Below are 25,993 nucleotides of genomic sequence, written 5' to 3' on the forward strand. Positions count from 1 at the left end.
GGTGAACCGTTCACTGTTCACCCTTCCGCGCATGGACACAGCGAGCACCGGTGCCTACGACGGCGTACGCACCGCATCGAGAGCCCTTGCCACCGAGGCCGTGCACGCCGGCCGCGACGATCTCGCCCGCCAGGGTCTGCACGCCCCGCCGATTGACCTGTCCACGACCTACCCGTCGTACGACAGCCGCGGGGAGGCGGCGCGCATCGACGCCTTCGCCACCGACGGCGCCGACCCGGTGGGACCGCCCGTGTACGGCCGTCTCGGCAACCCGACCGTCGCCCGCTTCGAGACGGCCCTGGCCCGCCTGGAGGGCACCGAGTCCTCGGTCGCCTTCGCCAGTGGCATGGCCGCACTGAGCGCGGTCCTCCTGGCCCGCGCCGCCATGGGCCTGCGGCATGTGGTGGCGGTACGGCCCCTGTACGGCTGCAGCGACCATCTGCTCACGGCCGGGCTGCTCGGCTCCGAGGTGACCTGGACCGACCCGGCCGGCATCACCGACGCGCTGCGCCCGGACACCGGTCTGGTGCTGGTGGAGTCCCCGGCCAACCCGACCCTCGCCGAAGTCGACCTGAGGGCCGTCGCCCACGCCTGCGGTTCGGTTCCCCTGCTCGCCGACAACACCTTCGCCACGCCCGTGCTGCAGCGCCCGGCCGAGCACGGCGCCCGTCTGGTGCTGCACAGCGCCACCAAGTACCTCGGTGGCCATGGCGACGTACTGGCCGGAGTGGTCGCCTGCGACGAGGAGTTCGCGGGCCGGCTGCGGCAGATACGTTTCGCCACCGGCGGGGTCCTGCATCCGCTGGCGGGCTATCTGCTGCTGAGGGGACTGTCCACGCTCCCGGTGCGGGTCCGAGCCGCCTCCGCGAGCGCCGCCGAACTGGCAGGCCGGCTCGCCGCGGACCCGCGCGTGGCCCGCGTCCACTACCCGCGGCTGGGTGGCGCCATGATCGCCTTCGAGGTGCACGGCGATCCGCACGAGGTCATCTCCCGCGTCCGGCTCGTCACCCCGGCGGTGAGCCTCGGCAGCGTCGACACGCTCATCCAGCACCCTGCCTCCATCAGCCACCGCATCGTGGACGCCGACGACCGGCGCGGTGCGGGGGTGAGCGACCGGTTGCTGCGGCTGTCGGTGGGCCTGGAGGACGTGGACGACCTGTGGGCCGATCTGGACCAGGCCCTGGGGGAGCCTGTCCGGACGCCGGTACCGCTGAGGGAAGCGGTGCGCTGAGCCGTACCGGCCGGCCGCGGCGGCGCGGGGATGGGCACCGCGGACACCACCGCGCATCGACCGACGTATCGGCCCGGCGGTGGGGGCCGGGCCGGTACGCGCGCGGTGATGAGGTGGGGGCCGGCCGCGGCCGGAGGTGTGTCAGTTCCGGCCGGCCGGGTCGCCGAGCCGGTGGTGGCCGGTGGCGTACGACGACCGGGCGACGGCCGGCGCGGCGTCCAGGCGGGCGGTGATGACGAGCGTGCCCTCCTCGATCTGGTAGTCCAGGGGAAGACCGAGGCCGCGCATCGCGGTGACCATGCCGGTGTTGGACGCCTGGGTCACGGCGTACACGCTGTCGCAGCCGGCCTCCACGGCCATCGCCACCAGCCGGCCGAGCAGCTCACCGCCGATGCCGCGCTGCTGCCAGTCGTCCTCGACCAGCAGCGCGACCTCGGTCTCGTCGCCGTCCCACAGCAGATGCCCGAGCCCGACGATGCGGCCGGAGGCGGTCTGCGCGGCCAGCGTCCGGCCGAAACGGGGGCTGAGCAGATGGTTCAGATAGCGGTCCGCGTCACCGACCGGGCCGTGGTAGCGCAGGCCCAGGGTGCGCGCCGAGCACCGCTCGTGCATCGCCTTGGCGGCGGCCAGGTCCGAGGTGTCGGCCCGGCGGACGATGATGTCGTTGCCCTCGGGCAGCGTCAGGACGTCCGTGCCGCGCGGGATCCGCGGACCGAGCCGGTTGTCGAGCTCCACCAGTGCCCGGGCCCGGGCGAACTCGGTGGGCGTGAACGGCAGATAAGGCCGCTCCACGGTGAGCACTCCGCCCTCCGGCGCCCGCAGCCGCATGACGGTGTCCTCCAGCACGCCCTCGACCGGCACCGGCTCGGGCCCGCGGCCTCCGCCGACCGGTGCACCGGGCAGTGAGCGGATCGTGCACCGGCCCAGCAACTGCCGCAGGGTCAGCGGCAGTTCGGCCGCGTCCAGCGCCGTGCGCGCGGCCAGCCCGAGCACCCGGGTGGGGGCGTCGACCAGATCGTGGGCGTCGGCCCGCTCGATCCAGGTGGACGTGCCGCCGGCCTGCGCGGCCGCGCGGGTGATCTCGGCCGCCCCCAGCGTGCCCGGCGCCCGCAGCAGGAACTCGTCCACCGTGCCGTCGGCGAGCGGGTGCGTCTGCAGGCTCAGGATGTCGACCCGCCGGTCGGCCAGTGCCCCGCACAGCGCCGCAAGCGTGCCCGGCTCGTCCTTCACCGTCGTCCGCATCCGCCACAGCGTACGGCTGTCCGTCACGTCCTCCGCGGTGCCGTCCGGTTGCCTGGCGGGCCCGGCCGGCCGCGTCTCGGCGGCGGGCCGGGCGCCGGTATGGCCGGCCGGCGGTGCGTGTCCGTGGCGGCGGGCCCACCAGGTGTGGAAGCCGGCCGTCGCGGCCAGCGTCAGCGCCGAGATCACCAGCAGAGCGGGACCGCCGGGACCGTGCCCGATCAGATTCGCCACTCCGTCGGCGACCGCCACGGCCGTGAAGAGGGCGGCGAGCTCCACGAGGTCGCGCCGCCAGTGGTGCACGGGGCGTCCGTGCTTCGCCCGGGTCACATCCGACATGTTTGCAGTCATGCAGCCACTGTGAAGGAAGGGTGTTGCGTGATCACGAACGGTTTGTGACCGATGGGTAAAGCATGCTCCGTCCCTTTTATTGGATTTTCTACGTCCTGTCGGCCGTCCGCCGACGGCGACACCATGATCGGGGAGCGCGCCACAGAACCGTGGAACGGAGGAGTTGGCGGTGCCGCGCTCCGTGGGATGACACCGGTGCGCGGCACGCTCCAGGGTACGCGGCCCGCGGGCCCGCCCGTGCCTACTGGCCGACCCGGCCCGGCTGCAGGGTCTGCGTGAACAGCACGGTGCCGTCGTACTCGCGCAGCCGGACCGTCAGTTCGCCGCTGTCACCGTCGATGTCGACCTCGCCGAAGAACTGGTAGCCCTGGGCCGGCGAGACGTTGGAGGCGGTGGGCGCCTTGACGAACACCCGGTCCGGGCCGAAGGTGCCGTCCAGCGCGCCGGCCGGGAAGGCACCGGCGTTCAGCGGGCCCGAGACGAACTCCCAGAACGGCTCGAAGTCCTTGAACGCGGCCCGCGAGGGGTCGTAGTGCTGGGCGGAGGTGTGGTGGACGTCGGCCGTCAGCCACACCGTGCCGGTGATCCGCCGGTGCTTGATGAACCGCAGCAGCTCCGCGATCTGCAGCTCACGTCCGAGGGGAGCACCCGGGTCGCCCTGCGCCACGGCCTCGAAGTTCGGCTTGCCCTCGACCGGGTCGGGCACCACGAGGCCGAGCGGCATGTCGTTGGCGATGACCTTCCACACCGCGCGGGACTTCGCCAGCTCGCGCTCGAGCCACTCGAGCTGCTCGCGGCCGAGGATGCCCTGAGGATCCACGGTCTGGTCGTCGGGGGAGTTGGCGTTGCGGTAGGTGCGCATGTCGAGCACGAACACATCCAGCAGCGGACCGTGGTGGACGACCCGGTAGATGCGCCCGTCCGGACGCCCGCTGATGGTGGAGACGGGGAAGTACTCGGAGAACGCCCGGCGCGAGCGCGGGGCCAGGTCGTCCAGCTTCGTGCCGGCCGGGTACGGGGTGCCGGTGCCGATGACCTCGCCCGGGTACCAGTTGTTGCGGACCTCGTGGTCGTCCCACTGGATGATGTTCGGCACCTGGGCGTTGAACCGGCGCAGCGCCTGGTCCAGCAGGTTGTAGCGGAAGTTGCCGCGGAAGTCGTCCAGCGTGATCGCGACGTGCGACTTCTCCTCGGTGGTGACGTTCCGGTACGCGCTGCCGTCGGGCAGCGCCTGCGCCGCCGGGATCACGCCGTCGGCGTAGATGTTGTCGCCGCTGCACAGGAAGAAGTCCGGATCGACCTTCGCCATGGCGTCGAAGATGCGGTAGCCGCCGATGGACTCGTTGATGCCCCAGCCCTGTCCGGCCAGGTCGCCGGACCACACGAACCGCACGCCCTGGCGTCGCCGGGCCGGCGCGGTCCGGAAGGTGCCGGTCACCGGCTCGCTCGTGCGGCGCGGGTCGTCCGGGTCGGCGAGCAGCACGCGGTAGTGGATCTGCTCGCCCGACGGCAGGCCGTGCAGCCGGGTGGTGCCGGTGTAGTCCGTGCCGGAGCCGAGCAGCGGACCGTACCATCGGTGCGGGTTGCGGAACGACTCGGTGGCCGAGGTCTCCACGATCATCCGGGCCGGCCGGTCCGCCCGCACCCACACCAGACCGGAGTCGGTCGTCACATCGCCCGCCTGCACACCCCAGCTCGCCTGGGGGCGCCCGGAGCGGGCGAACGCCGGGGCCGCGCCGAGTCCGGCGGGCAGGGTGAGGGCCGCCGACGCGGCCAGGGAGCCGCGCAGAACGCTGCGGCGGCCGGGGGACGGACGGTGTGACATGGCTGCGCCTCCAGGGAAGGGATCCGGCCAGTGTGCAGAGCCACACCTACTGGGGCGCTGCGGCGCGCGCGCAAACCGCAAGTGAACAACGGTCCTTGGGGAACCGCCGAGCCCCCACGCGCGCGTGCGGCCCGGCACCGGCGACCGCGACCCGCCTGCCGAGCGGTCCGGCACCGAGTGGCAGGGCGATACGGGCGGCTGTCCAGCCCTTCGGCGAAGCGGCGCCCCGGCGACCGGGCGGCCCGTCTCCGGCGAGCCCGGCCGGCGGGGGTGTGCCACGGGTGCGGGCTTCGCGGCCGGCGCCGGCTTCGCGGACAGTGTCGGCTTCGCCGCCCACGTCCACCTGTGGCAGCGGCTTCCTGTGTCAGCGGCTGCCGTCCAGGATGACCCGCGCGACCAGGGCCGGGTCGTCGTTCATCGGGCAGTGGCCGCAGCCGGGCAGCCGCACCAGGCGGGCGTGCGGGATCAGCTGCTTGGCGCGCACGCCCTGACGGCGCAGCAGGAGCCGGTCCTGGGTGCCCCAGGCCACCGTGACCGGCAGCCCCGGCAGATCGTCGGCGAACTGGACGGCCGTGCCCGCCTTCAGCGTCGCCTCGAACCCGGTGGCGCCCACCAGCGCGAGCGTCTCGGCGACCACGGCCTTCGGGGCGCGGAGCGCGGGGCGTGCGTAGATGGTGCTCGTCAGCGCGGTACGGCCCGCCGAGGTCCGCGACAGCCGCTCCACCAGCGGCAGCGGGAGCCGCTGGGCGATGCCGCGCATCGTGAGGAGCACCGCGAAGGCGTACCGGCGCTCGCCCTCCGTCCAGAACCCGGCGGGGGAGAGGGCGGTGACGGACCGTACGAGCTTCTCCCGGCCCAGCTCCAGGGCGAGCAGCCCGCCCAGCGAGTTGCCCGCGATGTGCGGGCGGTCCAGCTCCAGCGCCTCGAAGAGGGCACCGAGCACGGCGTTGGTGGTGGGCAGGTCGTAGGCGAGGCCGTCCGGCAGGGCCGGGGAGGCGCCGAAGCCGGGCAGGTCGACGGCTATCACGTCGCGTTCGGTGGCGAGGATGTCCACGACCGGGTCCCAGGCCTGCCGGTGGTGGCCGATGCCGTGCAGCAGGACCAGCGGTTCGCCGCGTCCCACGCGCGCGTAGGAGACGGTCACGTCCTTCCGGCCGTGCGGAGTGGGGACTTTGAAGGAGACGGTGGCGGACATGGGGTGCTCCTCGTCTGGGTGCTGACGGACGCCGTAGACAGCTTGTCAGCAATTGCTACCGGCCGGTAGCCCCCGGTGGGAGCGCGTCCCGCGCCGCCGTGGCGGTCAGTCCGCCCGGCGCACCTCGATGTTGAAGTCCGCGCTCCCGGACTGCCGCATCAGAGCCAGCCACAAGGGCAGATACATCTCGGTCGCCCGCGCCGCCTGGATCCCGCCCAGGTCCAGCACCCGCTCGGCCGGCCACCCCAACTCCCCGAGCAGACCCGTGACCTGCGCCTTGGCCCCGGCGTCCTCGCCGCACACGAACAGGTGGTGCGCGCCGGGCACCCGGCCCGGATCCACCATCACCTGACAGTTGACCGTGTTCAGCGTCTTCACCACGCGCGTGTGCGGGAAGGCCCGCTGGATCTGCTCTCCCACACTGTCCGACTCCACCGGGTCCAGCCGCGGTTGACCGTCCTCGAACGCCAGCGGATTGCAGACGTCCACCAGGACCTTGCCGTCGAGGTGCTCGGCGCCGGCCGCCCGCAGGGCGTCGAGCGCCACCCGGCCGCCCACCGCGTTGACGACCACCTCGGCCGATGCGGCCGCCTCGGCGAACGTGCCCGCTCTGGCCCGCTCGGCCGCGGCCGTGGCCCACTCCAGGGCCACCGGGTTGTCCTTGACGCGCGAGCCGAGGGTGACCTCGTGCCCCAGCTCCACCAGCCTGCCGCCCAGGGTGCGGCCCACCTCGCCCGTGCCCAGCACCGCGTACCGCATCGGCCACCTCCAGGTCACCGGCCGCCGGCCCCCGGCGGTCCGCGGTCATTGTGATACCGGCCCAGGGCGGTCGGCCCGATTCCGGGTGGACAGTCCACGCGCGTGTCGGATGGGATGGGGCGGTGACCACAGAGACCGCGGCCCATGTCTTCGAAGAGCACCGCACCCTGCTCATGGGCGTCGCCTACCGCATGCTGGGCCGGGTGGCCGACGCGGAGGACGTGGTCCAGGACGCCTGGTTGCGCTGGTCCCGCGCCGACCGCGCGGAGGTCCGCGAACCCCGCGCCTATCTGGTACGTGTCACCACGCGTCTGGCCATCGACCGTCTGCGCCAGGTGCAGACCCGCGGCGAGACGTACGTCGGTCCGTGGTTGCCGGAGCCGTACGTCACCGAGTTCGGTGACGCCGTCCCGGACGCGGCGGACCGCGCCGTGCTCGTCGACAGCGTCTCCCTCGCCGTGCTGGTCGTCCTGGAGTCGCTGTCGCCGCTGGAGCGGGCCGTCTTCGTGCTCAGGGAGGCGTTCGGCTACCCATACGCCGAGATCGCGGCCCTGTTCGACCGCGGCGAGGCGGCGGTACGGCAACTGGCCGGACGGGCGCGCCGGCACGTCGACGAGCGGCGGCCGCGGTACGAGGTCGACGCGGTCCAGCGCAGGGAGCTGACAGAACGTTTCCTCGCCGCAGCGGCCGACGGCGACCTGGACGGGCTCATGTCCCTGCTGGCACCGGACGTCCGGCTGGTCGGCGACAGCGGCGGCAAGGCGAAGGCGCCGGCGCGGATCCTGTACACCGCCGACAAGGTCGGCCGTTTCCTCCTCGGTGTCGCGCGGAAGCCCCCGGCGGCGCCGTCCTATCGCTTCATAGAGGCCAACGGCGGTCCTGCGGTGCTGCTCCTGTCCGGCGACAAGCCCGACAGCCTGCTCCAGCTGGACATCGCCGACGGCCGCGTCGCCACCGTGTACGTCGTGCGCAACCCGGACAAACTGGGGCATCTCGCGGAGTGCTGACCCCCTCCGCCACGAGCCCCCGTCCTGCGATGGGGGCTTTGCCGCAATGTCACACACTCCGCCGCGCACGAACGCCTCGTGAACGCTCCACGGCGGACCGGCTGTGCGGCGCCCAAGGGATCGAGGATTGGTCTTGACCAAGGGTGAAGGCCGCCCTATGGTCGCAGAGAAGTGCAACAACCTTTAATAAACAAGGGCGCTAAAAACCGCCGGACCACGGCTCTTGCGGAGGACAGGGTGGGGACCACGCAGCTGGAATCGGTGCCGGAACCGAAGTACTGGCATCTCAAGACCGTGCTGAGCGAGGCACTGGACTCCGAGTTCTCGGTAGGCGAGATCCTGCCCAACGAACGCGACCTCGCCGCCCGCTTCGGCGTGGCCCGCGCCACGCTCCGCCAGGCCCTCGAACAGCTGGAGCTGGAAGGCCGGCTGCAGCGCCGCCGCGGCGTCGGTACGACCGTCGCGCCCCCGCGTGTGGGTGTGGCCGTCGGCACCGAGCAGCACGTCTGGCCGGGCGCCGCCTCGGACGCCTGGCAGCCCGTCGACTGTGACCGGACGGTGCCGCCCGCCGCCGTCGCCACGGCCCTGCAGACCGGCGCGGACGAGCCCGTGCACATCGTGCGCCGCTCCCGTATGTCCCACGGCCAGCGGGTCGCCACCGAACTGCTCTACATCCCGGCGGCCTCGGTGCCCGACCTCACCGCGATCGACGCCCCCTCCGCCCCGGCACGCTCGCGTGCGGTGCTGCGCGAACTCCAGCACCTGACCCTCGAGGGCCAGGACCGCGCCGTCGAGCTGGGCTCCGCCCGCGCCGACGACGCCAAGGACCTCGACCGGCTCCCCGGCTCGCCCGTCCTCGTCGTCACCACCCGCTTCTTCGCAGCCGGCCGCACCGCCGCCCTGTCCGTCGCGACCTACCGCGCCGACACCTGCCGTCTGACCTTCGGCGACACGCCCGACGTGGAAATACACCACGACCCCGAACGCCAGGCCTCCTGACCCCCTGGAACACGGAACTCACGAAACGACCACGCCGACCGGCCACGGGGGCTCGGCTTCCGGCTCCGGGCGGGCCGACTGACCGAGGGGCGCGGGGAACTGCGCGACCGACCACAATGGGGCCGCGCCGGCATGACGGCCGCGCCCACGGGCCATGGGGGCTCGGCTTTTGGCTCGGGGCGGGCCGACTGACCGAGGGGCGCGGGGAACTGCGCGACCGGCCCGGCCGCAACGGCGCCGCGCCGGCATGACGGCCGCATCCGGCCCGCGACGGGCTCAGTCCTTGACGCCGGGTGGGGCAGCCGACCCAGGGGCGCGGGGAACTGCGCGACCGACCACAATGGGGCCGCGCCGGCATGACCACGCGCGCCCCGTCACCGTCGAGCAGCCCCCGCGGCGTCCACGGCGAACAGCTGCTCCTCCACATGGTCCAAGGCCAAGCGCAGCGCCCCCGTGGCGACCGCCGCCTCCCCCAGCAGGGACAGCGCCACCTCGGGCGGGCGCAGACAGTAGCGGGCCAGCTCCCGGTGCAGGGGTTCCAGGACGCCGTCGAGACCGGCCGCCCAGCCGCCGATCACGACCAGCTCGGGGTCGAGCGCCAGCACCAGCGCGGCCACGTCGTGCACCAGCCGCTGGATGAACCGGTCCACGGCCGCCCGTGCCCGCTGGTCACCCTCCCGGGCCAGCGCGAACACCTCGGCGACCGCCTGCTCGTCCAGCGGGTGCAGCGGCTCGTCGGTGGTGGACAGCAGCGTCTCCGGAGTCTCCTCGCGGCCCAGCAGATGCAGCGCGCCGATCTCCCCGGCCGCCCCGCCGTAGCCGCGGTGCAGCCGTCCGCCGATCAGGGAACCCGCGCCCGGGCTCAGCCCGGCCAGCACGAACACCACGTCGTCCGATTCGGTCGCCGCGCCCTTCCAGTGCTCGGCGACGGCCGCGGCGTTGGCGTCGTTCTCCACCAGCACCGGGCACTTGAAGGACCGGCTGAGCCGCTCACCCAGCTTCAGCCCCGTCCACTGCGGCAGCGCCGTGCTCAGCCGCACCGTGCCGTCGGCCTCGACGATGCCCGGCGTGCCCACGCCCACGGCCCGCAGTGAGCTGCGCGCGACCCCGGCCCGGCGCAGCAACTCGGCGACCGCGCCGCGCAGCCGGTCCAGCCGCTCGTCCGCGGGGGCCGCCTCGTCGACCTCCTTGGCCTGCGCGCCCAGCACCCGTCCGTCCAGGTCGGACAGCAGCGCGGCGACCCGGTGCGGCCCGATCTCCAGGCCCAGCAGATGCCCCGCCTCGGCCCGGAACCGGAACCGGCGCGCGGGCCGCCCCTGACGGCGCGCGGTGCCCTCGTCGGCCGCCGTCTCCACGACGAGCCCGCCCTCGATGAGCCCTTCGACGACACCCTCGACGGTCGGCCGGGACAGTCCGGTGACCCTGGTGATCTCGGTGAGTGTCGCGCAGTCCGTGGCACGCAGCGCGTGCAGCACCACCGCGGAGTTGATCCTTCGCAGCAGTGAGGGGTCGCCGCCGGTCAGCTGCCCCACCGTCCGTCCTTCCAGCTCGCGGGCGTGTTGGGCGGATCGTACTCGGCCCGGCGCACCCCGGCGAGTGCCGGGTTCCGCGACACCGCCCGGCTCACCCCGGCTCGACGAACTCCGGCTCGGCGAACTCCGGCTCGTACGCCGCGATCAACGCCTGGGTGCGGTCACGCGCGCAGAGCTTGGCCGGCTCGGCGCTCGGCGGGCACATGCGAGTTGACCGTCTCCGTGCCCTTGACCAGCCCTGCGGCGATCTCCGCGTCGGACAGCCCCCGCGCCATGAGCCGCGGCACCTCCGCCGCACGGTCGGTCAGCCGGGCCCGGTCCAGCGCGGGACGTGCCGGGGGCCACCGTCGCCGTAGCGGGCGGCGAGGCGTCGTACGGACGCCGGGAACAGCAGCGACTCCCCCTCCGCCACCAGCCGCACCGCATTGCACGCTCTCGGCCGGCCGGGCCCGTTTCAGCAGGACCCGTCGGCGCCCGCGCGCAGCGCCTCGTACACGTACTCGTCGTCCTCGAAGGTGGTCACCACCGGGATCTTCGGCGGGTCGGCCACCGTGCGCAGCGCCACGCGTGTGGCCTCGATGCCGTCCAGCAACGGCATGCGGACGTCCATGACGACGACGTCCGGCCGCAGTTGCCGCACCAGCGGGACGACGGCTGCGCCGCCGGCGGCCTCGCCCACCACCTCGACTCTCGCCGGCTTCCTCCGCAGGGACGCCTGACGGTCCGCCAATTGTCAGTGCCGCCCGCTTTACTGGACCACATGGACATCGCGACGTGCCTGACCCTCGTCGACCTGCTGTGCGCCCGGGAGTTCCCGGCGGACCACAGCGGGTACGACGGGGGCGCGGAGGGACCGGGTTACTTCACGGTGGAGTTAATGGCCGGCCAGGACCTGGCCGCGGGGTACCCGGAGCTCCGGGAGCGGACGGCGGCGGACTTCCACGCGCACCGGGAGGCACTCGCCGAGCGGATCGGCGACCGCTGGGGCCGGCAGCCGCCGTGGGGCCAGCTGACCGTCCGGGTCCGCATGGGCAGGGGAGAGGAGATACCGGAGCCCTGGGCCGGCCTCGGGCTGCGCACTGACGTCCTGGACGTCTGGCGGGCGGAGCCGGCCGGCCGCTGGGTCGCACTGGGCGTCGCCGACCGGGACCCGGCGGACGATATACGGCTGCTGCTCGCCGTCACGGAGATACCTCCGCCGTGACCGTCCAGTCGTGTGCCGCGTCCCTGGGCCGGGCGAACTCGTCCGCCATCGGCGCCGTCGGCCGACGCGCGTCCAGGCCGCTCGGACGGGGCAGCAGCCACACTCACGTGTCCCCGATGCGCCGCTCCTGAGGCCCGACCCGGGCCGCCCGGTCGCCGCAGGCCGCCCGGTGCACGGTCACCCGACCACGGCCGCCACGGCGGTCTCGGCCCGGTCGGCTTCGCCCTCAGCCGCCGGGCGCCGCTGCTGGTCCCACACGCCTACCTGGACAGGGAGCACGCCGCGCGCCTCCGGCGGGGCGAACCCGGACACGGCGGATCCGGTCACGGGTGCCATCGGAGCCGGCGTCGTGCCCGGACCCCTGAGAATTCCCCTGCCGCTCCTCGATCCGTCTGTCTCGAATCCGCGGGCCGGTATCCCGGCCTGCGCGTAGTCCGTCCCGTTCCGTCACTCTGCGTCGAAGTCCGACCGGGGCCGGACCTCCACGACGAAGTCCGCATCCTTCATGCCGCCCTCCTCGTCGTGCCAGAGGAAGACCCGCACGTGCATCGCGTGGTGCAGGCCGGTCTTCTCCCACTCGGTCATCAGGTCGGCGACTATGCGGCCGATGGCGTGCTTGGCGCCCTCGGCCGAGTCGGGGGCGGTGATCGCGCCGTGCCACCGTTCGGGGTCGGTGCCGTAGGGGCGCCAGCCCTCAGAGCCGTGCGGCTCGAACACCCGGTACGCCCAGTCCGTATTGGTGTTCATAACACCGATCCTGTCACCGCAAGGAGCCTCATGCGCCGCATCGGATCGACGCCCGCCGAGCGCGGGTCCGTCGGAGCGAACAACTGCCCCGACGTCCTGGAGCTGGACGACGGCGACTTCCTCGTGATCGGGAAGCTCCACCTCCTGACCGCGCCGGAGGCGGAGCGGATGAACGAGCTGGGCGCCTCGATCGGCGAGAACGAATCCCTGGTCCTGGTGCCGCGCGACTGCATCCTGGCCGCCGCGAAGCAGCTGGCGTCAGAAGGGGTCGCCGGGGCCGGGTGACAGGGGGGCAGCCGGCTGCGCTCGCCGGGCGGCGGGCGCAGTCAGGTGCGGCGCAATTCGAACTTGTGCCTGAATCCCGAGCGGGTCCGGTGCCATGTTCTGCGACCCCGCCCCTCAGGGACTCGGTCCGCCAGAACAGCATCCGAAGTCCGTCGGGGTGAGGCAGGGTGAGCGGGCAGCGCCGGTCAGAGAATCGCCCCGGGGGTGTAACCGGCGGCTTCGGGGCGCTGCTTGACGATCTCCTCGATCCGTCCGACGACCGCTGCGACCTGGTCGGCGGCGGCACCGGTGAAGGACAGCTTGTCGGCCATCAGCGCGGTGAGCTGCTCACGGTCGAGCGGCAGGCGCTCGTCGGTGGCGAGCTTGTCGAGGAGGTCGTTGCGCTCGGCGCCCTGCTCGCGCATGGCGAGCGCGGTGGCCACGGCGTTCTCCTTGATCGCCTCGTGCGCGACCTCGCGGCCCACGCCGCCGCGCACCGCGCCCATGAGCACCTTGGTGGTGGCCAGGAACGGCAGGTAGCGGTCGAGTTCACGGGCGACGACGGCCGGGAAGGCACCGAACTCGTCGAGGACCGTCAGGAAGGTCTCCAGCAGACCGTCGAGCGCGAAGAAGGCGTCCGGCAGCGCGACCCGGCGCACCACCGAGCAGGACACGTCGCCCTCGTTCCACTGGTCGCCCGCCAGCTCGCCGGTCATCGAGGCGTAGCCGCGCAGGACGACCATGAGGCCGTTGACGCGCTCGCAGGAGCGGGTGTTCATCTTGTGCGGCATCGCCGAGGAGCCGACCTGGCCGGGCTTGAAGCCCTCGGTGACCAGCTCGTGCCCCGCCATCAGCCGGATCGTCCTGGCCAGCGAGGACGGCGCGGCCGCCAGCTGCACCAGGGCGGTGACGACCTCGTAGTCCAGCGAGCGCGGGTAGACCTGGCCGACCGAGGTGAAGGCCTGCGAGAAGCCCAGGTGTCCGGCGATCCGGTTCTCCAGCTCGGCCAGCTTCGCCGCGTCACCGCCGAGCAGGTCCAGCATGTCCTGCGCGGTGCCGACCGGGCCCTTGATGCCGCGCAGCGGGTAGCGGCCCAGCAGCTCCTCGACGCGGCCGTAGGCGACCAGCAGCTCGTCGGCGGCGGTCGCGAAACGCTTGCCGAGCGTGGTGGCCTGCGCGGCCACGTTGTGCGAGCGGCCGGCCATGACCAGCTCGGCGTACTCGCCCGCCAGCTTGCCCAGGCGCGCCAGCACGGCCACCGTGCGGTCGCGCATCAGCTCCAGCGAGAGCCGGATCTGCAGCTGCTCGACGTTCTCCGTCAGGTCGCGGGAGGTCATGCCCTTGTGCACGTGCTCGTGCCCGGCGAGGTCGTTGAACTCCTCGATCCGCGCCTTCACGTCGTGCCGGGTGACCTTCTCGCGCTCGGCGATCGAGGCCAGGTCGACGGTGTCGAGGACACGCTCGTAGTCGGCGATCGCCCCGTCCGGCACCTCGATGCCGAGATCCTTCTGGGCGCGCAGCACGGCGAGCCAGAGCTGCCGCTCCAGCCTCACCTTCTGCTCGGGCGACCAGAGCGTGGCGAGCTCGGCGGAGGCGTAGCGTCCGGCGAGGACGTTCGGGATGCGGGGCTTGGCGGGCGCGGCGGAAGTCACGTGTACGGATTCTACTGGTGCTTTGTGCAGGCCAGCGCCATGCTCCGGTTCAGCTGAAGCTACGAGACGCCCGTCACGTCGTCCGTGTCCCGTGCGGTCTGTCCGGGAAAGTTCGGGCGAAGGTGCCTGCGGTCCGGCGGCGCGGCTACGGCGGGCCCCTCGTACGGCAGCAGTTCGGGACGCTTGGGCGGGCGGCCGTCCCCCGAGGAGCGGCCGGTCAGGCGACGGCCTATCCAGGGCAGCAGGTGCTGCCGGGCGAACCGGACGTCCGCCACCCGGCGCGTCATCCAGCCCGGCGGCAGCGTGGCCGGCATCGGCACGTGCCAGTCGGTGTCCTCGGGCTCGTACCCGAGCGTCTGCCACGCCGCCTCGGCGACCCGGCGGTGTCCCTCGGCCGTCAGGTGCAGCCGGTCCACGTCCCACAGCCGGGGGTCGCTCAGCGCGGGCGCCCCGTACAGGTCGACGACGAGCGCGCCGTGCCGGCCGGCCAGCTCGTCCACGCAGGCGAACAGCTCCTCCATGCGTGGCCGGAACCGCTCCAGCACCGGGCCCTGGCGGCCCGGGCTGCGCATCAGCACGAGCTGTCTGCAGGAGGGCGCCAGCCGCTCCACGGCCTCGGTCAGCAGGCCCTTGACGCGGGCCATGTCGCACTTGGGCCGCAGGGTGTCGTTGAGGCCGCCGACCAGCGTGATCACATCGGCGTTCATGGCCGCCGCCGTGTCCACCTGCTCGTCGACGATCTGTCCGATCAGCTTGCCGCGTACGGCCAGGTTGGCGTACCGGAAGCCCGGCGTACGTGCGGCCATCCGCGCGGCGAGCAGGTCGGCCCAGCCACGGTAGGAGCCGTCGGACAGCAGGTCCGACATGCCCTCGGTGAACGAGTCGCCGACCGTGACCAGGCTGCTGTACGGGGGAGATGAGGGATTCGTCTGCATGGCGTGAGCGATGGTATCCCGGCTCCATACCCGTCGGTCGGTCGCCCTGGGATCGCCCGCCATCACCCCCTGGGCCGGCCGGCCCTGCCGCGCCGCCGTCAGGCTCCCGCGGGCTGCCCGAACAGCTGCCGCAGCACATCCTCCATGGTCACCAGACCGGCCAGGCGGCCGTCGTCTCCGAGGACCGCCGCGAGATGCGTACGGCTGCCGCGCATCGCGGTGAGCACGTCGTCCAGCGGGGTCCGCTCCCGCACCCGTGCGATGGGCCGCATGTCCCGAAGCCGGAACGGCACGTCCCGCGGAGAGGCGTCCAGCGCGTCCTTGACGTGCAGATAGCCCACGATCCGGCGGCCTACGTCGACGACCGGGAACCGGGAGAAGCCCGAGTCGGCCGACAGCCGCTCCAGCTGTTCCGGGGTGACCCCCATGTGCGCGTACACCACCCGTTTCAGCGGTACCACGACATCGCGCACGGGCCGGCGGCCCAGCTCCAGGGCGTCGTGCAGCCGCTCCTGCGCACGGTCGTCGATCAGCCCCGCTTCGCTGGCGTCCTTGACGATCTCGGCGAGTTCGGCGTCCGTGAAGGTCGCCCCGACCTCGTTCTTCGCCTCCACCCTGAGCAGCTTCAGCAACCCGTTGGCGAAGGCGTTGACCGTGAAGATCACCGGGCGCAGCGCCCGGGACAGGGTGACCAGCGGCGGCCCGAGCAGCAGGGCGCTGGGCACCGGTTCCGCCAGCGCGATGTTCTTCGGGACCATCTCGCCCATCAGCATGTGCAGATAGGTCGCGAGGGCGAGCGCGATCACGAAGGACACGGCGTGGCCCGCGCCGACGGGCACCCCGACGGCGTGGAACACCGGCTCCAGGAGATGCGCGATCGCAGGCTCCGCGACCACACCCAGGACCAGCGTGCACAGCGTGATGCCGAGCTGGGCGGCGGCCAGCAGCACGGAGACGTGCTCCAGACCCCACACCACGGCCTTCGCCCGCCGGTCGCCCTCCTGGGCCAGCGGCTCGACCTGCGAGCGGCGAACGGAGATCAGCGCGAACTCGGCGCCGACGAAGAAGGCGTTGACGACCAGGGTCGCCAGGCCGATCAGCAGCTGTACGGCGGTCATCGCGTCCCCTCCGCGGCCTGGCGGGTCTGCTCGTCGTCCAGCGGCGCGTGCAGAAGCACCCGTGCCGCGCGGCGGCCGGTGGCGTCCACCACGTCCAGCCGCCAGCCCGCGACCTCGACCGTGTCCCCGGTCACCGGTATCCGGCCCAGCAGGGTCGCGACCAGGCCGGCCAGGGTCTCGTACGGCCCCTCGGGCACCCGCAGGCCCACGCGCGCGAGCTGGTCGGTGCGGGCGGCGCCGTCGGCCGAGTACAGGGCCCGGCCGTGCTCGTCCGCGCCGGCGGGGGCGAGGTCGGGCGTCTCGTGCGGGTCGTGCTCGTCCCGGACCTCGCCGACGACCTCCTCGACGATGTCCTCCAGGGTCGCCACGCCCGCCGTGCCGCCGTACTCGTCGATGACCACGGCCATGGTGCGCCGGCCGCCGAGCCGGTCCAGCAGCCGGTCCACGGTCAGGGACTCGGGGACCAGCAGCGGCTCGCGCATCACCTGGGAGACACGGCGGTGGCGCCGCTGCTCGGCCGGCACGGCCAGGACGTCCTTGACGTGGGCGACACCGACAACCGAGTCGAGCCCGCCCTGGTACACGGGGAACCGGGACAGGCCGGTGGCCCGGGTGGCGTTCGCCACGTCCTCGCAGGTCGCCTGCGTGTCGAGGGCGATGACCTGGACGCGCGGAGTCATCACGTTCTCCGCCGTCAGGTCGGCCAGGTTCAGTGTCCGCACGAACAGCTCGGCGGTGTCCGGCTCCAGCGCGCCCTGCTTGGCGGAGTGCCGGGCGAGCGCGGCCAGCTCCTGCGGGCCGCGCGCGGAGGCCAGCTCCTCGGCGGGTTCGATGCCGATCCTGCGCACCACACGGTTGGCGGTGTTGTTCAGGTGCCTGATGAAGGGCCGGAAGGCCGCACTGAACAAGCGCTGTGGCGTGCCGACCCGCTTGGCCACGGCCAGCGGCGAGGAGATCGCCCAGTTCTTCGGCACCAGCTCGCCGACGACCATCAGGAACACCGTCGACAGCGCCGTACCGAGCACCAGGGCCACCGAATTCGCCGTGGCGCTCGACAGGCCCATCGCCCGGCACGGCCCGGCGAGCAGCTTGGCGATGGACGGCTCGGCGAGCATGCCGACGACCAGGTTGGTCACGGTGATCCCCAGCTGGGCCCCGGAGAGCTGGAAGGTCAGGTTCCGTACGGCCTTCAAGGCGCCCGCGGCACCGTGCTCGCCACGCTCGGCGGCCCGCTCCAGCTCCCCCCGCTCCACCGTGGTCAGCGAGAACTCGGCCGCCACGAAGGCGCCGCAGGCGAGCGACAGCAGGATCGCCACCAGAAGGAGAAGCACTTCGGTCATCGGGTCACCCCCGTCCCATGATCGGACAGCGCAGGACGGGACGCGCGGTGGCGCGCACGGGGAGGCTCGCCCATGGGCGGTCGCTCACAACCTTTCATAGAGGGCCGAGTGCTCCCTCAATGGTAAAGGATGGGCAAAGACCGTTCGTTGTCTCAATGACTGAGCGGTTTCACCCAGCGCCGCCAGTGTTCCTCCGCACCGTAACCGGCCGCGCTCCAGGCGTGATGCGCCCGCTCGTTGCGGACCAGCACCATCGCGTCCGCGCGCCGCCCGCCGAGCCGGAGGAACCGCTCCTCGGCGGCGGCCAGCAGCGCCGAGCCGATGCCCTGCCGACGCCGTTCCGGGTGGACCGCGAGCCGGTACAGATGGCAGCGCCAGCCGTCGAACCCCGCGATCACCGTGCCGACCGGCTCGCCGCCCAGCTCGGCGAGGATCAGCGCCTCCGGGTCACGGACGACCAGCCGCTCGACCCCGTCCCGGTCGTCGCTGATGCTGGTGCCCTCGGCGGCCGTCTTCCAGAAGGCCAGGACGGCGTCGAGGTCGGCGCGGGTCGCGACGCGTATGCGCAGTTCAGTCATGTGCTCATCGGAGCACGTGCGGGGTGCGGGGTGCGGGGATTTCCGTCATGCGGACTCGTCGCGCAACCGCTCCATCACCGGTGCGAAGGCCTCCATGTACGGCTCCAGGACGGTCAGGTACGAGAACCCGAACCGCTCGCGCTGCGCCCGGACCCGCGCGACGACGTCCTCGAGCGGACCGGCCAGCACGACGGGCAAGGTCAGCGCACCATCGAGGGTGAGCTGCGGCTGCCGTTCCAGCAGCGGCTTCAGCACCGGCTGCGGGTCGTCCGTGACGGCCACGAGTTGAAGGAGCAGATTCAGCTCCGCCGGTTCCGCCCGGCCCGCAGCAAGGTCCCGGTACCGCGCCACCCGTTCGTCCAGCTCCTCGGCGGTGAGCGGCTCCAGCGCCCCCGGAGCAGAACCCGGCCGGGCTCCCGTGAAGGCCGCGATGTCCGCGTGCTCGGCGGTCAGCCGCAGCATCCGGTCGCCGTTGGCGCCGATCAGCAGCGGAACCCGGGACCGGGCGGGGCGAGGGCGTCCGGTGGAGCCCAGCAGCCGGTCCAATTCCTCGACCGTCCGCCGGAGATGATCCACCCGCTCGCGCGGCGACCCGAACGGCAGCCCGGCCGCCTCGTGCTCGGCCGGCACGTACCCGGTGCCCAGCCCCAGTTCGAGGCGTCCGCCGGTGAGCGCGTCCGTCGTCGCCACTTCCCGGGCCAGCAGGGCCGGGTTCCAGAAACCCGCGTTGAGCACGAACGTGCCGAGCCGTGGCCGCCGCGTCGCCTCGGCCGCCGCGACCAGCGCGGGGAACGGGGCGACCATGCCCAGGTGATCGGGGACGAGGATCACGTCGTACCCCAGTTCCTCGGCGCGTCTGCACGTCGCTCGCCACTCGGCGGCGGGCGCGGGCGTGAGCAGACTGACCCCGAAGCGGAACGGACGTGACATGAACTCTCCTCGCGGGGCGGTGACTTGGAGACGCCAGCGCGATCGCATCACGCCGGCGCAGCGCGCGGCCAGGGGCCGTCACTCGTGGGCGATCGCGGCCAGCACGTTCATCCGCGCAGCCCGCAGCGCCGGCAGCCAGGCGGCCACCACCCCCACCACCGCCGATCCGACCACGACGGCGACGATCGTGCTCCAGGGGATGGCCAGCGCGGTCAGCCCGCGCAGGGCCAGCACCTGTTGCATGCACACGCCCCACACGAGCCCCAGCCCCAGCCCGAGGACCGCGCCGAACACCGCGATCACCACCGACTCCAGGCGGATCATCCGGCGCAACTGCCGCCGCTCCAGCCCGATCGCGCGCAGCAGCCCGATCTCGCGGGTGCGCTCCACCACCGACAGGGCCAGGGTGTTGACCACACCGAGCACGGCGATGACGATCGCCAGTCCGAGCAGCGCGTACACCAGGTAGAGCAGGACCGCGATCTGGTCGTGGACCAGCTTCTTGTAGTCGGTCTGGTTGCGCACCTGAACCTGCGGGAACGGCTTGAGCGCGGTGTCCAGGCGAGAGCGCAGGTCCTGGGGCTTCGTGCCGGCGGCCGCGTTGACGTAGAGCACGGAGTCCTGCGCGTCCGGCACGTACTTCTGCAGAGTCGCGAGGCCGAAGTACAGGCCTCCCTGAGCGCCGAACCCCTCCGCCGTCTCCTGCTCGGTGAGTGCCGCCACGGTCAGCTCGGCGTGCCGCCCGCCGGGGAACTCGACCGGGAGGACGCTGCCGACGCGCACGCCGTGGTCCTTGGCGAAGTCGGCGTCCATGGCCAGACGGCCGTCCGCCAGCGCGGCCGCCGTACCGCCCTGTGCGTACGTCAGGTGCACCACGTCGTCCAGTCCCGGGCCGTAGGCGACGGCGGACGTCTGGACGCGCTGTCCGTTCGGCAGCCGAACGGCGATCTGGCTGAGCCGCTGCGGCACGACGAGCCCCACGCCGTGCGTCGCGGCCACGGTGTTCCGCACCTGCCGGGTGAACGGGGTGAAATTCGCGTTCTGGACGACGAAGTCGGCACCCAGGTTCTTGTCGATCTGCCGGTCGAACGACGCGGACATCGAGGCGCTCGCCACCGACATGCCGCCGACCAGGGCCAGCCCGACCATCAGCGCGGCGGCCGTGGCGCCCGTACGGCGCGGATTGCGCAGGGCGTTGCGCTGGCTCAGCAGGCCGACCGGGCCGAACAGTACGGGGAAGGCCGCGCCGAGCACCCGGATCACCGGGCGCACCAGCAGCGGACCGGCGACCACGGTCGCGATCAGCGTCAGCGCCACGCCGACCCCGAGCAGCGAGGCCGCCTCGGCCGTCTTCGTGGCCGCCGCGCACCCGGCCAGGGCCGCCACGCCGACCGCCCCGACCACCGCCCCGACGGCCGCCCGCACCTTCAACGGCTTGCCCACCCCGGCGACCTCGGCGTCCGCGAGCGCCGCCATGGGCGAGACGGCGGCCGCCCGCCGTGCGGGCAGATAGGCAGCCACGAACGTGACGCCGAGACCGACCACATAGGCCGCGACCGGCGTGCCCCAGCCGATGACCATCTCCGTGGCCTTCAGGTTCATCCCGAACGCGGTCATCAGCCGGATCAGGCCCAGCGCCAGCCCGATCCCGGCCGCGAGGCCGAGTGTCGAACCGACCAGCCCGAGCAGCAGCGCCTCGGTGAGCACCGACCGCCGCACCTGCCGCCGGTCCGCACCGAGGGCCCGCAGCAGGCCCAGTTCACGGGTGCGCTGGGCGATCAGCATGGAGAAGGTGTTGACGATCAGGAACACGCCGACGAGGAGCGCGACACCGGCGAAGCCGAGCATCACGTACTTGATCACGTCCAGGAACGTGCCGAGGCCGGCCGCCGCCGACTTGGCCTGTTCGTTCGCGGTCTTCAGGTCGTAACCGCCGGTGCCGATCGCCCGGCCGACGCGCAGCTTGAGCTCCGCGTCGGACACGCCTGTGGCCGCGTCCACCGCGATGCTGGTCGCCTTCGCGGCCGACCCGAGCAGTTCGCGGCCCGCCACCGCCGGGTCCAGATAGACCAGGGCCGCGCCGGGATTGGTGGTGGTGAACGTGGCGATGCCGACGACCCGCACGCGGAACATGCCCGGCTGCGCCTGCACCGTCAGCATGTCGCCGATCCGTACGTGCCTCTTGCCGGCCGTGTCGGCGTCCAGCAGCGCCTCACCCGGACCGTGCGGGGCGTGCCCGGAGGTCAGCCGTACCGGAGTGCGACGGGTGACGTACCAGGCCTGGGCGATGGTCGGGGCGCCGGTGGTCGGGCCGACGGACCTGTTGTGGCTGTCGATGACGACGGCGTTCTGCACCGACACCTCGGCGCGGGCCGCCGCCACCCCGTCGGTCTGCGCCACGCGGTCCCGCAGTGCGGCGGGCACGGTCTGCACCGCGCCGCTGAGCCGGGCCGCCCTCAGGTCCTGCTGCTTCGGCAGGACCGTCACATCGGCGGCGGTGGAGGCGAACAGCCGGTCGAACGTGCGGGTGACGGTGTCGGAGAAGATCAGACTGCCCGCGACGAACGCCACGGACAGGATCACGGCCAGCGCGGACAGCGCGAGCCGCCCCTTGTGCGCGAGGAAACTCCTCAGGGTCGCCTTGAGCACCCGGTCAGTCCTCTCGGGCGGTGCCGTCGTCGCCTTCGCCGAGCCGGCCCCGGACCACGTCGAATCTCTTCATCCGTTCCAGTACGCTCTCCGCCGTGGGCCGTTCCATCTCGTCCACGATCCGCCCGTCGGCCAGGAACAGCACCAGGTCGGAGTGGGCGGCGGCGCCCGGGTCGTGCGTGACCATGACGACCGTCTGCCCGAGATCGTCCACCGCGCCGCGCAGAAAGCCCAGCACCTCCAGACCCGCCCGCGAGTCGAGGTTGCCGGTCGGCTCGTCGGCGAAGATCAGCTCCGGCCTGGAGGCCAGCGCCCGCGCGCACGCCACCCGCTGCTGCTGACCGCCGGAGAGCTGGGCGGGCCGGTGCGAGAGGCGCTCGCGCAGGCCGAGGGTGTCGATGACGCGGTCCAGCCACCCCGCGTCCGGCCTGCGGCCCGCGATGTCCAGGGGGAGGGTGATGTTCTCGGCCGCCGTCAGCGTGGGGATGAGGTTGAACGACTGGAACATGAACCCGATCCGGTCCCGCCTCAGCCGGGTCAGCTCCCGTTCCCTCAGCCCGGTGATCTCCGTGTCGCCCAGCCACACCTGGCCGGCCGACACCGTGTCTAGCCCCGCCAGACAGTGCATGAGTGTGGACTTCCCGGAACCGGAGGGGCCCATCACGGCGGTGAAACGGCCCCGCGCGATGTCCACGTCGACCGAGTCCAGGGCGATGACGGCCGTCTCGCCGGAGCCGTACGCCTTGGTCAGTTCGCGGGCGCGGGCCGCGCTCCCGTCGTTCGGCGCGCGACCGCGTACGTTCTGCGCAGCAGGTGTGGACAAGACCGCCTCCCGGTCGCCTGAACCGCCCGTCCCGGGCGAGCGTAAGGGACGGGCGGCCCGGGCGCAGCGGTTCAGCACGCCCTTGCCTTGCTAGCGTTGCGGCGCTAGCGTCGAGGCATGGCGAAGACCCAGCTGAACGTGCGCGTGGACGAGGGCACCGCCCGTGCGGCCCGCGAACGCGCCCTGGCCCGCGGAATCAGCGTCAACCGCTATATCGAGGAGCTGGTCAGACAGGACACCGGGGAAGCCGGGCGCACGTTCGTCGATGCCGCCGCCGACTTCATGAAGCAGTACGAGTCCGTCTTCGCCGAGGAGTTCGCCGAGAACCGCGGCGCCGGTACCGGGGACGGCCGCTGATCCCTTGAACGAGCTCAGCATCGACCTCGCCTGGCTCCTCATGCTCGCGGAACAGAAGACGCCCGGGGACCCGCAGGTCACCGACTGGGGCGCGCTGGTCGCCGCCGTCGCACGGCACCGCGCCGAGATATTCGGCATGCCCGTGTACGACGACCCGCACACCCGCGCCGCCTCCCTGCTCCAGCTGCTGATCCACCTGCCGGCGCTGGAGCGGTCGAACGCGCTGTTCGCCTCGGCGGTCGCCTACGCCTATCTGGTCGCCAGCGGGGTGAAAGTGGTCACCACACCCGAGCAGGTGCGGGACCTCGCCCGCCTGGTGAAGGAGGGGGCGGCCGGCGTGGACGACATCGCGCGCGAACTGCGCAGCTGGGGCCTGTGATCAGCGGGCGTTCGGCTCGTCCGGCCGCCAGGCGACCCCGAGCGCGCAGTACGAGGACGGCAGTGCCGGACCGTTCTGCGGCATCATCACCGGCCGGTGCGGGCCGAGGGTGAACCCGGCCGCCCGCAGCGCGGCCACCGGCTGCCGGGACAGGTGGCAGCCACCGGTCAGCGGGGGCCACAGGGTCCGGTCCAGGGCGCGCTGGGTCAGCCTCATCACCGGGCCGCCGCCCGCGCCATGCTCGAAGAAGCGCACCTGGCCGCCCGGTTTGAGCACACGCCGCACCTCGCTCAGCGCCCGGGGCACGTCGCGTACGCTGCACAGCACCAGCGACAGTACGGCCGCGTCGAAGGCCTCGCTCTTGACCGGGAGCGCCTCCGCGGCGCCCGGCACCACGTCGACCGGCACCTGGGCACGCTGCGCCGAGTCGAGCGCCAACTTCCTGAGCAGCGGCTCCGGTTCGATCGCGACGACCTCCGCGACGGTGCCCGGATAGCGCGCGAAGTTCAGCCCGTTGCCCGCGCCGATCTCGATCACCCGCCCCGACAGCCCGGCGAGCAGCCGCTCCCGCACCCCGGCCATGCCGAACCGGGCCTCGGCGCTCACGCTGCAGCGGGCGTAGCAGCGGGCGAACAACGGGTGGTGGACGGGACCCCGCGCCACCTTGTCGGAGCCGGAGGACAGCAGCCGCATGGCGAACCTCCCTGGGCAGGACGGCCTAGGAGCAGTCTCCCCCGTACACCGCCGCCGCACCCTCCGCGTCAGCCGCCCGCCGCACTTTCCGCCCCCGGCCCCCGGCCTCGCCCACCCGCCACCCGGCTCGGCCGGCCGGAAGGCGGGCGAAGCGGTCGGCCGGCGGGGCGGCTTCGCCCCGGGCTACCGCGTCTCCCGTACCCGGAACGCCTCCGCGTCCCACGTTCCGTCCAGGCGGGGCGCCAGCCATCCCGGTGCCTTCGTGCGGAAGTCGGCCGGGGGCAGGGTGCCCGCCCCGGCGGGGATCGCGCCGAGCAGGGGTGCGCCCGCGACCTCCGGAAGGTCGGTCACGTTGCAGCGGGTCGCGAGGTCGGGGGAGCCGGGCCAGCTGCCGATGACCACACCCGCCAACTCCAGCTTCCGGCGCCGCAGTTCGAGCGCCGTCAACTCGGTGGTGTTGAGCGTGCCCAGACCCGCCTGGGCGACGACCAGCACCGGTGCGCCGAGCAGCCCGGCCGCGTCCGCCAGCGTGCCGCCCGCCGCGTCGAAGCGCACGAGCAGGCCGCCCGCCCCCTCGACCAGCACCAGATCGTGCTCGGCGGCCAGTTTGGCCGCCCGGTCGGCCACCTCGTGCGGGTGCACGGGCGCCATGCCCGCCCGCCGGGCCGCCGTGCCGGGCGCCAACGGCTCGGGGAAGCGGGCCAGTTCGGTGGCCGTGACCGGGCCCGCGAGCCGCGCGACCTCGTCGGCGTCCCCGCGTTCGTCCGGCCGTACGCCGGTCTGCGCGGCCTTCAGCACGGCCACCGAGCGCCCCGCCGCGAGCGCGGCGGCGGCGACGGCGGCGGTGGTGACGGTCTTGCCGACCTCCGTGCCCGTTCCCGTGATCACCAGTACCGGCATGTCATCCCTCCCGCGCCGCAGCGCACACCGCGCGCGCGATCCTCGCCACGTCCTCGTCCGAGGTGATGTACGGCGGCATCGTGTAGATCAGGTCGCGGAACGGGCGAAGCCAGACGCCCTCCCGCACGGCGGCCGCGGTGGCCGCGGCCATGTCCACCCCGTGGTCGAGCTGGACCACGCCGATCGCCCCGAGGACGCGGACGTCCCGTACGCCCGGCAGCTCACGAGCCGGCGCGAGGCCTTCCCACAGACCCGCCTCGATCCGCTTGACCTGCGCCCGCCAGTCCTGGCCCAGGAGCAGCTCGATGGACGCGCACGCCACGGCAGCCGCCAGCGGGTTGCCCATGAACGTGGGTCCGTGCGCGAGCACCGGCACCTCGCCCCGTGAGATGCCGTCGGCGATCCGCGCGGTGCACAGCGTGGCCGCCAGCGTCAGATAGCCGCCGGTCAGTGCCTTGCCGACGCACATCACATCCGGGGTGACGCCCGCGTGCTCCGCCGCGAACAGCGCGCCGGTGCGGCCGAAACCGGTGGCGATCTCGTCGAACACGAGGAGCACGTGGTGCGCGTCGCAGGCCTCGCGCAGCACCCGCAGATACGCGGGGGAGTGGAAGCGCATCCCGCCCGCGCCCTGCACCACCGGCTCGACGATGACCGCGGCCAGCTCGTCCGCGTGGCGGGCGATCAGCTCGCGCAGACGCTCCGCGTACGACTCCTCGTACGCGGCGGGCGGCGGGTCCGCGAACACCTGGCGCGGCAGCACCCCGGTCCACAGCTCGTGCATCCCGCCCTCGGGGTCGCACACCGACATCGGCTGCCAGGTGTCCCCGTGGTAGCCGCCCCGCCAGGTCAGCAGCCGCTGCTTCCCGGTCCGGCCGGTCGAGCGCCAGTACTGCAGGCACATCTTCACCGCCACCTCGACCGACACCGAACCGGAGTCGGCGAGGAAGACGTGCTCGAGTCCTTCCGGCGACATGTCGACAAGATGCTTCGCCAGCCGTACCGCGGGCTCGTGCGTGAGCCCGCCGAACATCACATGGCTCATCCGCCCGAGCTGTTCGTGCGCCGCCTCGTTGAGGACCGGGTGGTTGTAGCCGTGGATCGCCGACCACCACGAGGACATGCCGTCCACCAGCTCGCCCGAGCCGTCGGCGAGCCGCAGCCGGACCCCGCTCGCCGACTCCACGACCAGCGGTTCGCCGCGGCCGGGCATCGGGCCGTACGGGTGCCAGACATGCCGCCGGTCCAGCTCCAGCAGCTCGCCCACCCTCAGAGCGGGCAGCCGC

General features: G+C 73.0%; 25 protein-coding genes and 1 pseudogene. 7 read left to right on the forward strand and 19 right to left on the reverse strand.

Features of this window, described 5'->3' with window-relative positions; genetic code table 11:
- The first annotated feature begins 31 nt into the window (after positions 1-31).
- Positions 32-1,231, forward strand: coding sequence for a PLP-dependent transferase (locus ABZ919_RS27285; protein ID WP_361252745.1), 1,200 nt, complete (start codon positions 32-34; stop codon positions 1,229-1,231).
- Between the two features lie 141 nt (positions 1,232-1,372).
- On the opposite strand, the gene ABZ919_RS27290 is transcribed toward ABZ919_RS27285, so the two are convergent.
- The 4 genes from ABZ919_RS27290 to ABZ919_RS27305 form a co-directional block, all read right to left on the reverse strand.
- Complete coding sequence (locus ABZ919_RS27290; RefSeq protein ID WP_361252747.1) at positions 1,373-2,821, reverse strand: GNAT family N-acetyltransferase; 1,449 nt, start codon at positions 2,819-2,821, stop codon at positions 1,373-1,375.
- 241 nt (positions 2,822-3,062) lie between these two features.
- Positions 3,063-4,646 carry an alkaline phosphatase D family protein gene (locus ABZ919_RS27295; protein ID WP_361252749.1) on the reverse strand — a complete coding sequence of 528 codons (1,584 nt, stop codon included), beginning with the start codon at positions 4,644-4,646 and terminating at the stop codon, positions 3,063-3,065.
- A gap of 364 nt (positions 4,647-5,010) precedes the next feature.
- Entirely contained in the window at positions 5,011-5,841 is an 831-nt protein-coding gene (locus tag ABZ919_RS27300; protein ID WP_361252751.1) for an alpha/beta fold hydrolase, read from the reverse strand.
- A gap of 105 nt (positions 5,842-5,946) precedes the next feature.
- Positions 5,947-6,600, reverse strand: a complete 654-nt coding sequence (locus ABZ919_RS27305) for an NAD(P)-binding domain-containing protein (RefSeq protein ID WP_361252753.1) — start codon at positions 6,598-6,600, stop codon at positions 5,947-5,949.
- A 122-nt stretch (positions 6,601-6,722) separates the two neighbouring features.
- On the opposite strand from ABZ919_RS27305, the gene sigJ reads away from it, so the two are divergent.
- Both sigJ and ABZ919_RS27315 read left to right on the forward strand, forming a co-directional pair.
- Positions 6,723-7,607: an RNA polymerase sigma factor SigJ gene (gene sigJ, locus ABZ919_RS27310; protein WP_361252755.1), complete on the forward strand. Its 885-nt coding sequence runs from the start codon at positions 6,723-6,725 to the stop codon at positions 7,605-7,607.
- Between the two features lie 237 nt (positions 7,608-7,844).
- The gene (locus ABZ919_RS27315) at positions 7,845-8,606 is read left to right on the forward strand and encodes a GntR family transcriptional regulator (RefSeq protein ID WP_361252757.1); all 762 of its coding nucleotides are present in this window, start codon (positions 7,845-7,847) and stop codon (positions 8,604-8,606) included.
- Positions 8,607-8,980: 374 nt separating this feature from the next.
- Here the strand turns inward: ABZ919_RS27315 and ABZ919_RS27320 are convergent, their stop codons facing one another.
- On the reverse strand, positions 8,981-10,138 hold the full coding sequence (locus ABZ919_RS27320; RefSeq protein ID WP_361252759.1) for an ROK family transcriptional regulator: 1,158 nt from the start codon (positions 10,136-10,138) through the stop codon (positions 8,981-8,983).
- Between the two features lie 91 nt (positions 10,139-10,229).
- Positions 10,230-10,868: pseudogene (locus ABZ919_RS27325) on the reverse strand (response regulator transcription factor).
- Positions 10,869-10,898: 30 nt separating this feature from the next.
- Between ABZ919_RS27325 and ABZ919_RS27330 the strand changes: the two are divergent.
- Positions 10,899-11,342: a hypothetical protein gene (locus tag ABZ919_RS27330; RefSeq protein ID WP_361252760.1), complete on the forward strand. Its 444-nt coding sequence runs from the start codon at positions 10,899-10,901 to the stop codon at positions 11,340-11,342.
- 177 nt (positions 11,343-11,519) lie between these two features.
- Here ABZ919_RS27330 and ABZ919_RS27335 read toward each other — a convergent pair whose 3' ends face one another.
- Together ABZ919_RS27335 and ABZ919_RS27340 are read right to left on the reverse strand one after the other, a co-directional pair.
- On the reverse strand, positions 11,520-11,669 hold the full coding sequence (locus ABZ919_RS27335; RefSeq protein WP_361252762.1) for a hypothetical protein: 150 nt from the start codon (positions 11,667-11,669) through the stop codon (positions 11,520-11,522).
- 120 nt (positions 11,670-11,789) lie between these two features.
- On the reverse strand, positions 11,790-12,089 hold the full coding sequence (locus tag ABZ919_RS27340; protein ID WP_361252763.1) for a hypothetical protein: 300 nt from the start codon (positions 12,087-12,089) through the stop codon (positions 11,790-11,792).
- Between the two features lie 30 nt (positions 12,090-12,119).
- On the opposite strand from ABZ919_RS27340, the gene ABZ919_RS27345 reads away from it, so the two are divergent.
- Positions 12,120-12,374 carry a hypothetical protein gene (locus ABZ919_RS27345; RefSeq protein WP_361252765.1) on the forward strand — a complete coding sequence of 85 codons (255 nt, stop codon included), beginning with the start codon at positions 12,120-12,122 and terminating at the stop codon, positions 12,372-12,374.
- A 185-nt stretch (positions 12,375-12,559) separates the two neighbouring features.
- On the opposite strand, the gene purB is transcribed toward ABZ919_RS27345, so the two are convergent.
- The 8 genes from purB to ABZ919_RS27385 all read right to left on the reverse strand — a co-directional run bounded on the left by purB (position 12,560) and on the right by ABZ919_RS27385 (position 22,378).
- Positions 12,560-14,005 (reverse strand): adenylosuccinate lyase, encoded by a 1,446-nt coding sequence (gene purB / locus ABZ919_RS27350; protein ID WP_361252767.1) that lies wholly within the window; start codon positions 14,003-14,005, stop codon positions 12,560-12,562.
- A gap of 59 nt (positions 14,006-14,064) precedes the next feature.
- The gene (locus tag ABZ919_RS27355; protein ID WP_361252769.1) at positions 14,065-14,940 is read right to left on the reverse strand and encodes an SGNH/GDSL hydrolase family protein; all 876 of its coding nucleotides are present in this window, start codon (positions 14,938-14,940) and stop codon (positions 14,065-14,067) included.
- Between the two features lie 98 nt (positions 14,941-15,038).
- Positions 15,039-16,058 carry a hemolysin family protein gene (locus ABZ919_RS27360; RefSeq protein ID WP_361252771.1) on the reverse strand — a complete coding sequence of 340 codons (1,020 nt, stop codon included), beginning with the start codon at positions 16,056-16,058 and terminating at the stop codon, positions 15,039-15,041.
- The gene (locus ABZ919_RS27365; RefSeq protein ID WP_361252773.1) at positions 16,055-17,398 is read right to left on the reverse strand and encodes a hemolysin family protein; all 1,344 of its coding nucleotides are present in this window, start codon (positions 17,396-17,398) and stop codon (positions 16,055-16,057) included. The genes ABZ919_RS27360 and ABZ919_RS27365 overlap by 4 nt, the downstream gene beginning before the upstream one ends.
- A 152-nt stretch (positions 17,399-17,550) precedes the next feature.
- Entirely contained in the window at positions 17,551-17,976 is a 426-nt protein-coding gene (locus tag ABZ919_RS27370; protein ID WP_361252775.1) for a GNAT family N-acetyltransferase, read from the reverse strand.
- 45 nt (positions 17,977-18,021) lie between these two features.
- Complete coding sequence (locus tag ABZ919_RS27375) at positions 18,022-18,906, reverse strand: LLM class F420-dependent oxidoreductase (RefSeq protein WP_361252777.1); 885 nt, start codon at positions 18,904-18,906, stop codon at positions 18,022-18,024.
- 78 nt (positions 18,907-18,984) lie between these two features.
- Complete coding sequence (locus tag ABZ919_RS27380) at positions 18,985-21,555, reverse strand: FtsX-like permease family protein (RefSeq protein WP_361252779.1); 2,571 nt, start codon at positions 21,553-21,555, stop codon at positions 18,985-18,987.
- A gap of 4 nt (positions 21,556-21,559) precedes the next feature.
- Entirely contained in the window at positions 21,560-22,378 is an 819-nt protein-coding gene (locus ABZ919_RS27385) for an ABC transporter ATP-binding protein (protein WP_361252781.1), read from the reverse strand.
- Between the two features lie 117 nt (positions 22,379-22,495).
- Here ABZ919_RS27385 and ABZ919_RS27390 point away from each other — a divergent pair, with 117 nt between their 5' ends.
- Both ABZ919_RS27390 and ABZ919_RS27395 read left to right on the forward strand, forming a co-directional pair.
- Positions 22,496-22,735, forward strand: a complete 240-nt coding sequence (locus ABZ919_RS27390; protein ID WP_361252783.1) for a toxin-antitoxin system HicB family antitoxin — start codon at positions 22,496-22,498, stop codon at positions 22,733-22,735.
- A 4-nt stretch (positions 22,736-22,739) separates the two neighbouring features.
- Positions 22,740-23,114 carry a fic family toxin-antitoxin system, toxin component gene (locus ABZ919_RS27395; RefSeq protein WP_361252785.1) on the forward strand — a complete coding sequence of 125 codons (375 nt, stop codon included), beginning with the start codon at positions 22,740-22,742 and terminating at the stop codon, positions 23,112-23,114.
- Here ABZ919_RS27395 and ABZ919_RS27400 read toward each other — a convergent pair whose 3' ends face one another.
- The 3 genes from ABZ919_RS27400 to ABZ919_RS27410 all read right to left on the reverse strand — a co-directional run bounded on the left by ABZ919_RS27400 (position 23,115) and on the right by ABZ919_RS27410 (position 25,989).
- Positions 23,115-23,807, reverse strand: coding sequence for a class I SAM-dependent methyltransferase (locus ABZ919_RS27400; protein ID WP_361252787.1), 693 nt, complete (start codon positions 23,805-23,807; stop codon positions 23,115-23,117).
- Positions 23,808-23,990: 183 nt separating this feature from the next.
- On the reverse strand, positions 23,991-24,707 hold the full coding sequence (gene bioD, locus ABZ919_RS27405) for a dethiobiotin synthase (RefSeq protein ID WP_361252789.1): 717 nt from the start codon (positions 24,705-24,707) through the stop codon (positions 23,991-23,993).
- A gap of 1 nt (position 24,708) precedes the next feature.
- On the reverse strand, positions 24,709-25,989 hold the full coding sequence (locus ABZ919_RS27410; RefSeq protein WP_361252910.1) for an adenosylmethionine--8-amino-7-oxononanoate transaminase: 1,281 nt from the start codon (positions 25,987-25,989) through the stop codon (positions 24,709-24,711).
- Positions 25,990-25,993: the final 4 nt, after the last annotated feature.

Source organism: Streptomyces sp. NPDC046759, assembly GCF_040645475.1.
Classification (GTDB): domain Bacteria; phylum Actinomycetota; class Actinomycetes; order Streptomycetales; family Streptomycetaceae; genus Streptomyces.